Below are 12745 nucleotides of genomic sequence, written 5' to 3' on the forward strand. Positions count from 1 at the left end.
CTAGGCATTTTTCTGGACGTGCGCCAGCAGCGACTAACTCTTGGGATCGACCAACTTGCGGGCCTTTTCGAAATCGACGCTCCTGGTATCGCCCGCCTGAATTTTCTTGAACTCGTCGGCCGAATTGTCCGAAGCGTGCCTGAAGCTGTACCACCGGCCATCCGGATCCCTCCGTTGCTGGACGGTCCCGTTCAGGACGCGATGGCTGAAACAGGTGCGGATGGGCTGTGCCGTATAGGCCGTGGACCGCCAGACGAGCTCCATGCACATCTTGCCATCATTGCTGAGATGCCATGTACCTTCGGCGAAGGACGTTGAACCAGGCTTGGACGTCCAGGCACGCATGCGCCTGTCCTGGGCGAAATAGGCGGCTCCGTCCTCCCAGTTCCAGGTGCGGTCGGCATAGAACAACTGCAACTCAAATGCCGTCGGCGTGGTGCCTGCTTGTGCCGCTGCCGGAGACCCAGCGCCGGCTGCGTGAGCAACGCCGGACAGCGCCACTCCACCGCAGAAGAGCAGAAGCATCAGGTCCGCGCGCCGCGCAGAACGACGGCACCTCACGCTCCGCGCTGGTCTGGACGGCAATATTTTTCGAACTGCAGGAATGATGAGCGATAACATTTCGACGACGCCTTTCGATCTGGCGTCACTACCCAGATTGGGTATTCGATCCCAATGCGCAGCTACCGCCCCCACGTGATATTAACTGCCGCTCGAGGAATGGTGTCAACCTTCCCGTCGCAGCGAGCCAAGATCGCCCGCGGACGGTGATTGCGGCCGCGCCAAAGCTTGTGGATGGGCAAGCCGCTGGTTATAGGATCGGCCGCTTATGATGGAGCAGAAACGTTGAACGGGCCGGCGACCACGGAAGGGCTCGGAATCTTGGCGCCTCGCCAGGCCATTGGAAGCCGGCAAGGGAGCCGGCGGCCTGGAGCGGTCCCCTGCCGTGCGGCCGATTTGGAAATCGAAGCAATTACCCGGAATGCGGCGGTCGACGCCATTCGGAGAACTGGTTGAAAAGAGCATTCTCGATAATCGTCACACTGGCGCTGCTGGCCTGGCTTGCGGCAGACTCGCGCTGGAAGATGGTGGGCGACGCCTTCGCCAGCATCACGCCCGGCGCCTTCGCTGCGGTGACGCTGGCGCTGTTCGTCACTTATGTGCTGCGCGCGCTGCGGGTCTGCGACGAGTTCCGCGACGAGGTGAACGGCCGCTTCGGCGCCTGCCTGCGCGTCATCCTGATTCACAACGCCATGATCAACGTCGTGCCGTTCCGCGGCGGCGAGACCGCCTTCCCGCTGCTGTTGCGGCAGGTGTTCGGCATCTCGATCGTGCGCGCCGGCGCTTCGCTCCTGTGGTTCAGGCTGCAGGACGCCTTCGTCGTCGGCGTGCTCGCGTGCCTGGTGTGGCCCGGTCTTCACCCGGCGCTCAGGGCCGCGGGAATAGCAGCGCTGATTGCCTCCGCCTGGTATCTGCCGCGCTGGGCGCGCGCGCCGCATGACTGGGCCGGGCGCGGCAGCATCGTGTCGAAGCTCGGCAAGCTGCGCGATATCTTCACCGAGGCCACGGGGCGCTCTCGCTACGGCTGGTGGTGGACGGTCGCCAACTGGACGCTGAAGCTTGCCGTGCAGGGATGGCTGCTCGCCATGCTGCTCGGCACCTCCTTCCAGACTGCCTTTCCCGGCGCCGTCGGCGCCGAGGCCGCCGCCATCCTGCCGGTGCAGGGCGTCGCCGGCTTCGGTACCTACGAGGCGGGAGCCGCGGCCGCACTGCTTTATTCCGGCATCGCCATGAAGGACGGGCTGCAGGCGGCGCTGGCGCTGCATCTATTCATCCTCTTCTCGGCCGTTGCCACCGGTGCGATCGCCTGGCTGTTTCCCTCGAAATCGACGCTGCCGGAGACGCCGGCTGCGGGACCCGCAAGGAAATGACCGCCATGGACACGCTTCCCATTCCTCAGTCGGGGCTGCCTGCCGGTGCCGTCATGCCCGAGCACCAGCTTTCCATCGTCATCCCGATGTATAACGAGGCCGACAACGTCGAGCCGCTGATCGTGCGTATCCACCAGGCGATGGAGAACTACAGCCAGCCCTGGGAAGTGGTGCTGGTGGACGACGGCAGCACCGACGCCACGCCGAATGAAATTCGCCGCCTGGCGGCCGAATACGGTGCGCATGTGCACGCTGTGGAGCTGGTGCGCAACTTCAAGCAGACGGCGGCCATGCAGGCCGGCCTCGACGCTGCCCGCGGCGATGTCATAGCGACGCTCGACGGCGACCTGCAGAACGATCCGTTCGACATACCGCGCATGGTCTATCGACTGCTGACCGAGGACCTCGACCTCGTCGCCGGCTGGCGCAAGAACCGTCAGGAGGGTTTCTGGATGCGCCGGCTGCCGTCACGCATCGCCAACTCGCTGATCGCGCGCGTCACCGGGGTTCGGCTGAAGGACTATGGCTGCAGCCTCAAAGTGTTCCGCGGCAGCGTCATCCGCAGCGTCAGGCTCTATGGCGAAATGCACCGCTTCATCCCGGCCTGGCTGGCGACGGTGACGACGCCGCGCCGCATCGCCCAGGAGGTGGTGACGCATCACGCCCGCATCCACGGCCAGTCGAAATACGGCATCTCGCGCACCTTCCGCGTGGTGCTCGACCTGGTCTTCATGTTCTTCTTCATGCGCTACCGCACCAGGCCCGGCCATTTCTTCGGCGGCATCGGCATCGTGTTCGGCGTGCTCGGCTCGCTGATCCTTGCCTACCTGTTCAGCTTGAAGGTGTTTTTCGGACAGGACATTGGAACGCGCCCGATGCTGTTCACCGGCTTCTTCCTGGTCATCGCTGGCCTGCAGATGGTAACGTCGGGCGTACTCGCCGAGATGCTGTCGCGCGTCTATCTCGAGGCCAATGTTTCGCTCGCCTATGTGGCGCGCCCGCAGCCCGCGCCTGGCGAAGGTGATGGCTGGCGTTGGCCGAGCCCGCCGGCGCAAGCCAAGAAAGCCCCGAGACGGAAATGATCCCGCCCCTGCCCTCATCCGAGGTCCGCGCATGACCATCCTTGTGACCGGAGCCGCCGGCTTCATCGGCAGCCATGTCTGCGAGCGCCTGCTCGCCCGCGGCGACGCCGTTGTCGGCGTCGACAGCATGAACGCCTACTACGACCCGGCATTGAAGGCGGCACGGCTCGCCCGGCTTTCCGGCCGGCACGGATTTTCGTTCCAGCAACTCGACATAGCCGAGTCGGGCGCGCTGGCGGCGAACCTCAAGGGAACGCTGCTGAGCGGCATCGTGCATCTCGGCGCCCAGGCGGGCGTGCGCTATTCGCTCGAAAATCCGCGCGCCTATATCCACGCCAACATCGCCGGCCACCTGGAGGTGCTGGAGCTCTGCCGTGCATCGCCCGAGATCAAGCATCTGGTCTATGCCTCGTCGAGCTCGGTCTATGGCGGCAACACCAAGGTGCCGTTCGTGGAAAGCGACCGCGTCGACAATCCGGTGTCGATCTACGCGGCGACCAAGAAGGCGGACGAGCTGATCAGCTCGACCTATTCGCATCTCTTTGGGCTGCCGCAGACGGGCCTGCGCTTCTTCACCGTCTATGGCCCCTGGGGACGACCGGACATGGCGGCCTGGATCTTCACCGAGGCGATGCTCTCCGGCAAGCCGATCCGCGTCTTCAACCATGGCGAGATGTGGCGCGATTTCACCTATGTCGACGACGTTGTCGAGGGCGTGATTGCGGTTCTCGACAAGCCGCCGGCGGCCGGCCGCGAGCGCCACCGCATCTACAACATCGGCAACAGCCAGCCGGTGCATCTCGGCCGCTTCATCGAGACGCTGGAAGGGCTGCTCGGCGTGAAGGCCATCCGTGAGGATCTGCCCATGCAGCCCGGCGATGTCGAAAAGACCTTTGCCGACACCAGCGCGCTAGAGCGCGACATCGGCTTCAAGCCGAAAGTGCCGATCGAGGAAGGACTGGCGAAATTCGTCGACTGGTACCGGCGGGAATGGCGGCCGGAGGGTAAGCTGTAAAGCGAAGCGCTGCCGCCGATGCGCTGCCCTACATGCATCCTTCGATAAACGGACCGCTGACCCATAGCGAGCCGTTGGTATACATGGCGGTTCCGCTGTCGTCGGTGTAGCCATGGGATTGCTCGTCCACGTGCAGCTTGCTGTTGGGCACAAGCTGCCCGTTCACTTTTATGCTCTTGATGAAAAGGTTGCGATCGCCGGGCCGGCCGTCTCCGGCCCACTCGTCGTTGACATAACGAATTTCGATCGTCTTTGGATTGGGCACGCCGCTAAGGTCGATGTGGAACGGTTGCGCCTCGACGGCCGCCTCCGTCAGTTCCGCTCCGCCACGCGCTGCTCGCCTGTCGAGGCCTTGCTCTCCTTGCCCTGGACGGCGATCTCGCCAAGGCGCTTGCCGTCGGCGAAGACGTCGAAGCGAGGCTGACCCTGGTAGTCGGTGCCGGCCGCGTCGATCTCCAAGCTTGTGGCTGTGCAGTGCCCCGCGTCTCCGGCCGCGTTGGCGACAAGTGTGGCTATGCGCCGCTTTTGCGATTGCACCCAGCCGGCAATCGGCTGCAGCAGCGCCGTTCGATCGCTCAAGCCTTCTTCGAATAGGTTCGTCTTTTCGCCGGGATCGGCCTTAAGGTCGTATTCCTCGACCTTGCCGGTGGTAGCGTTGAAAATCACCTTTCGATCATTATCGCGATAACCGAGCAAGGAGCCGGCCCACGGATTGAAGAAGAAGGTCCTGTTTGGCCGTTGCTCGCTGAACAGGCTGCGGCCCTGCCACTGCTCGGGTAATGGCAGTCCCAGTATGTCCATGATCGTCGGAGCGATGTCGACGATGCCGCCGACCGGATGCGCGACTTCGTCATGGAAAAGGTGCTTGTTGATCATTATCAGCGGAATGTGGACGTTCTCGTCGTAAATCGCGGTGGCATGGACGTAGTCGCCATGTTCTCCGAACGCCTCGCCATGATCGCCAAGGACGACAACCAGCGTCGAATCGAGCTTGCCGGACTGCTTCAGTGAATCGAGGATTTCACCGAACGCTGCGTCGCCGACCTTCAGGGCGTTGAGATAGGCATTGAATTTTTCGTCATCGACGTAGTGCACCGGCCCGATGTCTTTAGCGGAAGGCACCATCTTCGAGAACATCGGGCTGCCGGTGATGTACGGATAATGCGTCATCGCCGTGAACATGATGCCGAAGAAGGGCTTCTGCGGATCCTTCTTCATCCAGTCGATGATCGTTTGGGCCGTGCAGAGGTCACTGTTGTAGTCCATGTTCTTCCACTGCTCGGTACTGAGCTTGAAGGTCGGGGTGGCGCATTTCTGCCCCCGATAGTCCTGGATGACGTCCAGTCCCTTGTTGAACAGGAACTCGTCCACACGCTGGAAACGGGAATCGGCGCTCCAGAAGAACCCGGTGCGAAAATTGTGCTTGGACAGGGTGTTGGAGATCGTCTCCAGCGGCAGGTACGGATATTTGGCGGTCATCCCGTAGAATGAGATGTCGTTGTACATCGAGGTCAGCAGCGAGAAGATCGAGTAGTGCGTGGACGGCGCATGCGCATAGATCTTGTCGAACCGAATGGAATCTCCGGCATAGCTCTTTATGTTCGGCGTGATTGGATACTGGCCGCCAAAGGTCTCGATGTATTTCGACGGCACCGACTCCATCATGAAAATCAGCACGTTCTTGATGGGATTTGGCGTCGGCGCCTTGAAGCTTGAGGTTTCCGCCGGACGCTCCCCGACGCTGGCGAAATCGGGATCATTGCCGCCGGCGCTCATCGCAAAAGTCACCGGCGTCGAACTGAACCACGCCGACTGAGCGAAATACACGATAGGATTGTCGACCTTGGATGCTGGCAGCGACTGAGCGCGCACATGATAGCCGCTGCCGACCAGGGCCGCGCCAACGCACAGAACCACAGCGATGAGAAACCTCTTGCGGCCTGCGGAACTCAGCCGCTGGCACAAACTGCCCGCGGCGTAGCCGAGGGCCAGCACCAGAACGATGGACCCGAAAAGGATCGCGGCATCCCTCACGTTGAGGGCATCGCCCATCGCGCTCTTGGCGTCGGCATTCTGCAGGAAGTCGCCATAGACCAGCCACTGGAAGGTGAAAGGCTCACCCAGCATCTTGACGAGATTGATGTTGGCAAATCCCCAGCCGAGCGACACCAGGACCACGAGATAGAAAAGGGAGGCGACGGCCGCGGATGCGAGCCGGCTTGACTTTGTAAGGAAGAGCAGGATCAGCGTTGCCGCCGTCGCCGATGTGATGAGGATCAGGTCGTAATAGCTTGCCGCCAATCCCATGGGAATGGACGCCAGAGCCCCTTGAAATGTCGTTTGCGGATCGACGATGACGGCCCGGTAGATGCCCAGCAGAAGCCATAACCACAGGCTGGTGCAAATGACGCGCAAGGACATCCGCGTGAAGCGAAGTTCCTGCGTCAATGCAGGTTTCGTCCTCGATCCCGTCTGGCCGCCCTCGGACCGGCTCGCCGAGCCCATACCGCCGCCGATACTCATGAGATTGCCCACCGCCAGTTTGTGCTCCGGCCAGAAACCACGGCCGGCAGCTTTCAAACCCCGTGCGCAAAATCGGTTCGGGGCAGGAAAGAGTCAATAAAATCAAGTGTGCGTTAACGACGTCTCTTCAGAACTGGTTAACCGCAAAGATTGAAAGACGATGGGTTTGCCAGAGCGCCGATCGGCATGGAAGCGGCCAACTTGCGGCAGCGAAGAAGGCTGAGACCGTGGTGCGGGCCGGCCCGGCTTCATTCCGACGTCAGCCGAACGCGTACAGATCGTCCGTCGAGACTGCCCTGAAATAGGTCACGAATTCCCAGTAGTTCTCGATGCGGTCGACGAAAGGCCGCTGCGGCGGCTTCAGGATCTCGGTCTCGAAGTGGTCCAGTCGCTGGGAACCGCCGAGATAGGCAATGATTGCATTGCCAACCAGTGGATCGCCGATGTCGCTATAGTGGATCGGGAAATACGGCTGTCGGGTCTCGAACAGCACCGATCTGATCTTTGCGCGAAACAGATTCAGCTCGCGCAGAAACGCGTTGAAACGTTCTATGTCGAAATGCACTTTCTTTCTGGGGCTGTCGGCTGCGAACCGGTCGGCGGCATGGACTGTCCATACTCCGGATGCTTCCGCTTCGAGCAACGAGACGAAGGACGCGATCGGATTCCTGACAAGCCAGAGCTTCTTGACGCTTTCATCTTCCAGCACGGGGAGTATGGCCGCGCGCGTCTGGTCGGGAAATATATGAAAACCGATGAAGCGAGCCGACTGATCGTCGAAGATGCGCGCGATGAACTGCTCCGGCTCGACATCTCGCAAATCGACCCGATCGCGCGGCAGATCGATTTTCTCGTGATAGTCATGGCGCAAGCCGACGAAGCTCGGATTGAAGATTTCGCCGTGCAGCACCATTCCGTCATACTGGTTGAGATGGCGATTGAGCGCTTGAGAACCGGTTCGTGGCGAAGCGATCAGCACGAACTTCTGACAAGACTGCATTCACGCCACACCCGTTGGAGTTTGCCCGAACATACACAAACGACCTCTCCGTTCAAATGTGAGCGGCCGCTTGAAACGGCAACGGCAGGCGCCCTGAAGCACCCGCCGTCGTCGGTGTCCCAGCACTTGCTGCGGGGTTCAACCGCCGCGCAGGCGCGTTGGGCTGAGGCTCGCAATGGTCGAACGCTGTTCGGCGGGACAAGTCGGCAGGAACCGGCTCGCATCCGCATAGGTCATGGTGGTGACGGAGTTCTTCAGGCCGCCGCGCTTGGCGATCCAGCCGCGAACCCAGCCAGGGTAGTTCTTCATCATGAAGTCGGCCGCGACCTGGTTGCCGCGCACCCCGGCGCCATACGGCAGGTGGAAGCCGAACGATGCGTTGCGCGTGACGCAGACCTTGCTCTTGGGCATCGCCAGGTAAAGCGTGCAGGCCGAATCGCACGCACCGTTGAAGCGCACGAAACCGCCGCTGCGGCGCATCTTCAGCATGCGGATGGCATAGTCGATTACATAGCCGCCGCGGTCGCCGCTGATCGTCTTGACGTAGCCCTTGCCGAGATTCATGCGCGGACGCAGCAATTGGTCTGCCGAGCTCGTCGAGATCATCGCGCCCGTCAAGGCGAGCGCAGCGAGAAACTTCAATATCGTTTTCATTCGCGCCTCCTGCTATGCCGTGAACGGTTAGCCGGGACGCGTAAAGATTGGTTATGCCGTGTCGATAAACTTGTAACAATCGCTTGATTGCACAGTCTTTTTAGGGGCCGCTTGATTGCATTGGTTTATCAACGGCGCAGAAGGATGATCACTGAAAAGTAAATCCGGCATGGTCAAAGACCAGAGAAGCGTGGAAGCCTTGCCGGTCGATTTGGGTCAGAGGAACGTTCAATGACCGCTGCAAGCAAGCCGAAGCCGGAAGGCGGTCGTCGCCGCATCTGCGTGGTCACGCCTGCGATCCGGCGCGACGCCGATAAAGACGATGCCTCGGCGCCCGGCGAACTTGCCAGGCTCTTCGCCGAAGACGGAGACGACGTCACGCTGCTGTGGGTTGCCGGCCGGGACGTGCCATCCACGGACGAGGTCGCGGCCCGCCGGGCGGAGTTCGGGGCCGCCTCGGTCAAACTGGAGGTTCTCGACCGGTCCGACCAGCTGCTTCCCTCGCTGGCGACGCCCGAAAGCCGCTCCGCTGCGCTGCTGCATTATCTCGAGCGGTGCAGTTACGATCTGGTCTACGCGCCGCTGGAGGGTGGCCTGCCCTACTTCACCCTGCTCGCGGCTGAGACCGATGCCTTCGCCACGCCGCCGATCGTCCTCCTTGCCCGCGCTCCGCAAGAATGGGCGCATGAAGCCGACAAAACATTCATGGGCAGCACCGAGGCGATCGCCACGGCCTACATGGAAAAGTACTGCGCCGAGATGGCCGACAGGACGGTCTGTGCATCCGCCGCCCTGCGCCAATGGCTGCTGTCGAGAGGCTGGAAGGTGAGAAAGGCGACGGTGCTGCCGCCACCGCTTCGGGCCGTCCGGACCGAAGCGCCGCAGCCACCCATCGCGAGCAAGGCGCGTGAGCTTGCCGCCCTGGCCGGATCGCGCTTTCGTGACGGGCTGACGCTGCTCTGCGACGCGCTCGACATCCTCGCGCAATCGGCGCCCGAAGGGCTGACCCTCACCGCGTTCGGTCCATTCGGCAAGATCATGGGCGAGCACAGCGGCGGACTGCTTCTGCGGCGCGCCGAACGTTGGCCGTTCCGGCTCAAGCTGTTGCCGCGCGCGACCCTCGAGGAGAGGCTCGACTACCTCGCACGCAGCGGCGCCTTGGCCGTTGTCCCAAGCCTTGCCGCATCGACCGGCGAGGCCGTTGGCGCATGCACCGCGGCAGGGCTGCCCTTCGTCGCAACCAATGCCGGCGCGAATGCCGAAGCCTGGAAGGCTGAAGCCGGCCAGCCGCCGCTGGTCGAGCCCGACGCGGCGCAATTGGCGGCCGCCATGCTGGCGGCGCTCGAGAAGCCGCCCCGGCCACGGCGGATCGATATGACGGGGCCCGGCCGCAAGGCATGGCTGCATACGCGCCCTCTGCCCGCTGCCCGGAAGCGCATTCGCAAGCGGCCCCAACCGGCGCCCCTGGTTTCGGTGGTGATGGCGCATCGCAACCGGCCGCTCTATCTCAAACAGGCCATCGAAGCGGTCGAGGCGCAAACCTACGGCAATCTTGAACTGGTGCTGGTCGACGACGGAAGCGATCTGGAAGAAGCCAGGCAATTGCTGGATACGTTGGAACCAGGCTTCCGTAAGCGCGGATGGAGGATCCTGCGCCGGCCGCACAAGCATCTTGGCGCCGCCCGCAATGCCGGAGTGCGCGCCGCGCGCGGCGAGTTGGTCCTGTTTGTCGACGACGACAATGCGCTTTTTCCGGAAGCCGTCGAGCATTTCGTCCGTGGCATGGCGGCATCGGGCGCGGACATCTGCACGGCCTTCCAATTGCTCTTCTATGAGGATTTCGTGCCCGAGGACCGGGCCGACGGCCTGATCCAGTATCTGCCGCTTGGCGGCCCCGACGCGCTGGGCCTGATCCACAACGTCTATGGCGACGCCAATGCGATGGTGCGCCGGTCTGTTTTCTCGCAGATCGGATTTTGGCTTGAGGATCCCGGCTATGCCATGCACGACTGGGAGTTCTTCGCGCGGGCCTCACTCGCCGGGCTCAAGCTCAGGCCCATTCCAAAGCCGCTCTACTGGTACCGGTCGAAGCCGGACGGCATGTTCCGCACGTCGAATTGGTACGACAACCGCTTGCCTGTCCTGGAGGCGTTGCGGACGCTGCGATCCGATGACACCCGGCTGCTCCACCAAATGGCCATCGCGCAGAACACGGCGCGTTCCGAAGTCGACAGCGCGCGCGAGAACCTGAAATATAAGCCTGCCGATCGCAAATATTTGGCTCTCAGCGACCTCGAGCCGAACGGCGAGGCAGCGATCGAGACGCTCGCCGGCATCGCCGCTTCGGTCGGCCGCCACGATACTGCCACCGCCTTGCTTGGAGACGGTCTCGGCAGGCCGCAGCCAGACGCATCAGGCAGAGCCGTGGCGGCCGGCGCTTCAGGCGCGCTCGCTTACGACGTGCTGAGGAGCGCAAGGCTGCTTACGCCGCGCACTGCAGCGCTGCCGTTGTTGCTGGTGGCGCCCGACGGCGGCGGCGTGTTCCTGCGCCCGCATGCGGAGGGTGCGGTCGCAGCATCGATCGATCATCAATTCCCGCCCTTCTTTCGCAGAATAGAGGCCGCCATCGAACTCGCCCATGCCGAGGCTCCGGCAATCGCGTTCGGCCTGGCGCTCGCCCGCCCGGACCGGCCTATAGACTGGCAGCAGGATGTCGGCGCGCAGACAATCGGCTTTTCCGGCTGGATGACGGTCCGCGACAGATTCGTGCGCCACGCCTTGGCGGCGACGGTCAATGTCAGGCGCAAGATGCCGCTTTCGATCGTGCTCGCGGTGCGCTTCGTGGAAGGACCGAACGGTGCTCCGAGCAACGCCTTCTTTCGGACGCTGACGGTGTTCAGCGACTAAAGCAGGACGTTCGAAATCTGAACTCGACATGCTGCCGGTTCGCCTGTTTTTCGGCGCCGCATTTCTGCGGCCACGACGCGATTCAGCCCCGTCGGCGAGAAATAGCCTTCACAGGCCCAAGCAGCCGCTCAAAGTTAACCATCTCTCAAGCCGATTTCTTCCGAAATGGTTGACAAATTGCTAACAAATCAATAGTATCAACAGCCTATGGGGTATGTAGTGGCAAGGGTGGGCGTAATGCGTAAGATACAGTCGCTACTTCTGGGCGGACTCAGTCTGCTCGGGTTGAGCGTCGCGTTTTCGAATGCGGCGCAAGCGCAAATCGAAGTTGCTCCAATCAAGGAAGCCGAGCTCGCCTGCGAGCAGGCCCTCAAGATCGGCACCATCGAGGCGCTAGAGGACTACCTGCATCGTTATCCGAATGCGCCAACGGCCTGCAAAGCGCTTGCTTTGAACAGCTTGTCGCAGTTTGCCGGGGGCGGTGGGAACGGCAATGGCGGGGATGGCGGCGGCCGCTACGGCGGATAATTGCCGGCGGCATTTCGCCAATAGATCGTCAGATCAGCTGGCCGCGGTTTCCTGTAACCGCGGCCAGCCCGTCGCGACGAATTCGGCGTAGCGATCCGAGGTTTTCATCCAGCCGAGTTCCACGAGCTGGGCAGTGTCGCCGCTATAGCGCACGGACCGGTCGTTGCGAAGCGAGAGTTTCGGATTGCGCTCCAAGGCCTCCATATAGGCGGCGCGCTCTTCGAGCGTCTTTTCTTTCAGTTGCGCATTCTCGCCTAGCGAGGATGCCGATTTCTGCTGGAAGCCCCAAACAAATTTGAAGTGCAGCAGCGCGACGCGGAGTTCGCTGAACCGCACCTTGCTGATGGTGTGCTGCGCCGCGTGATAATGTGTGTCCCTGCTCCACCGCACGATCGGCACCTTGGTCAGGCACGGTGGAAAGGTCTGCTTGAAGCGGCCGCGCCAGAAAACGCGCTCGCGCACCCCGCCGAACATTTGCTCGGGAGGATAAAGTCCATCCCGCGCGCGCAGCCATCCCGGCTCCGGATCGAAATAGGAGGATGCGTCCACCAAAGGGATGCTGCCGTCGTAGCTGCACTCCGCCAACGGTCCGTCCGCGTACATGTCGATCATGGATCCGATCACAGCTTCGGCGCCGGTCGACTCGAGATAATTGAAAAGCCGGCGCAGGCTCACGCGCTCGAGATCGGGATAGACAAGAAGCTCGTCGGCATCGACGGACAGACACCAGTGGCCGGAACCGAACACGCGCATCAATGTGTTGATCCATCGCGGCGGGGTGATGTTCTCGGCGAAATGCGACCCCTCCGTGTGGAAACAATGGCTGTCCGGCTGCTCCAGGACTAGTTCTCGCGTCCCGTCCGTCGAGCCGTTGTCCAGGAAGAAGAACCGGTCGACTCCGAGCCTTCGATAATGTTCGAGAAGATGCGGCAGCAACGTCCTCTCGTTGCGCAGCGCAACGAAGCACAGAATCTCGTCCTTGCGCACGTCAAGCGGCCTATGGTCCAGCCGCTCAAGGTGTTTTGGAGGTCGATGGGCAAGCATGCGAACGCCAATCAATACGGTTTGCGCGAGGAGCCTGGACAGGCTTGCGATGATTATCCCG

The 12745-nt window shown here is 62.2% G+C and carries 11 protein-coding genes; 5 read left to right on the forward strand and 6 right to left on the reverse strand.

All coding sequences use genetic code 11. The features are described 5' to 3' along the window. Window positions 1–33: 33 nt before the first annotated feature. Window positions 34–525, reverse strand: coding sequence for a DUF995 domain-containing protein (locus P9217_RS03085; protein ID WP_245495619.1), 492 nt, complete (start codon window positions 523–525; stop codon window positions 34–36). 488 nt (window positions 526–1013) lie between these two features. Here P9217_RS03085 and P9217_RS03090 point away from each other — a divergent pair, with 488 nt between their 5' ends. The 3 genes from P9217_RS03090 to P9217_RS03100 are packed head-to-tail and all read left to right on the forward strand — an operon-like array spanning window position 1014 to window position 4028. Then, entirely contained in the window at window positions 1014–1931 is a 918-nt protein-coding gene (locus P9217_RS03090) for a lysylphosphatidylglycerol synthase domain-containing protein (RefSeq protein WP_278086678.1), read from the forward strand. A gap of 5 nt (window positions 1932–1936) precedes the next feature. Continuing rightward, a complete protein-coding gene (locus P9217_RS03095; RefSeq protein ID WP_278086677.1) occupies window positions 1937–3013 on the forward strand; it encodes a glycosyltransferase family 2 protein in 1077 nt (358 codons plus the stop codon). 31 nt (window positions 3014–3044) lie between these two features. Continuing rightward, window positions 3045–4028 carry an NAD-dependent epimerase/dehydratase family protein gene (locus tag P9217_RS03100; protein ID WP_095800066.1) on the forward strand — a complete coding sequence of 328 codons (984 nt, stop codon included), beginning with the start codon at window positions 3045–3047 and terminating at the stop codon, window positions 4026–4028. A 28-nt stretch (window positions 4029–4056) separates the two neighbouring features. Here the strand turns inward: P9217_RS03100 and P9217_RS03105 are convergent, their stop codons facing one another. From P9217_RS03105 to P9217_RS03120, 4 genes are all read right to left on the reverse strand, one after another. Then, window positions 4057–4344, reverse strand: a complete 288-nt coding sequence (locus tag P9217_RS03105; RefSeq protein WP_278086959.1) for a carbohydrate-binding domain-containing protein — start codon at window positions 4342–4344, stop codon at window positions 4057–4059. Beyond that, a complete protein-coding gene (locus P9217_RS03110) occupies window positions 4341–6476 on the reverse strand; it encodes a sulfatase (protein WP_278086676.1) in 2136 nt (711 codons plus the stop codon). The genes P9217_RS03105 and P9217_RS03110 overlap by 4 nt, the downstream gene beginning before the upstream one ends. A gap of 334 nt (window positions 6477–6810) precedes the next feature. Further along, window positions 6811–7551 carry a sulfotransferase domain-containing protein gene (locus P9217_RS03115; RefSeq protein WP_278086675.1) on the reverse strand — a complete coding sequence of 247 codons (741 nt, stop codon included), beginning with the start codon at window positions 7549–7551 and terminating at the stop codon, window positions 6811–6813. Window positions 7552–7689: 138 nt separating this feature from the next. Further along, on the reverse strand, window positions 7690–8205 hold the full coding sequence (locus tag P9217_RS03120; protein ID WP_245307730.1) for a hypothetical protein: 516 nt from the start codon (window positions 8203–8205) through the stop codon (window positions 7690–7692). Between the two features lie 231 nt (window positions 8206–8436). Between P9217_RS03120 and P9217_RS03125 the strand changes: the two genes are divergently transcribed. Continuing rightward, entirely contained in the window at window positions 8437–11112 is a 2676-nt protein-coding gene (locus P9217_RS03125) for a DUF6212 domain-containing protein (protein WP_278086674.1), read from the forward strand. A 237-nt stretch (window positions 11113–11349) separates the two neighbouring features. Then, the gene (locus P9217_RS03130; RefSeq protein ID WP_127215833.1) at window positions 11350–11640 is read left to right on the forward strand and encodes a hypothetical protein; all 291 of its coding nucleotides are present in this window, start codon (window positions 11350–11352) and stop codon (window positions 11638–11640) included. A gap of 33 nt (window positions 11641–11673) precedes the next feature. Here the strand turns inward: P9217_RS03130 and P9217_RS03135 are convergent, their stop codons facing one another. After that, on the reverse strand, window positions 11674–12627 hold the full coding sequence (locus tag P9217_RS03135; protein ID WP_278086673.1) for a glycosyltransferase family 2 protein: 954 nt from the start codon (window positions 12625–12627) through the stop codon (window positions 11674–11676). Window positions 12628–12745 lie beyond the last annotated feature (118 nt).

Source organism: Mesorhizobium sp. WSM4989 (assembly GCF_029625795.1).
In the GTDB taxonomy this organism is placed as follows: Bacteria; Pseudomonadota; Alphaproteobacteria; order Rhizobiales; family Rhizobiaceae; genus Mesorhizobium.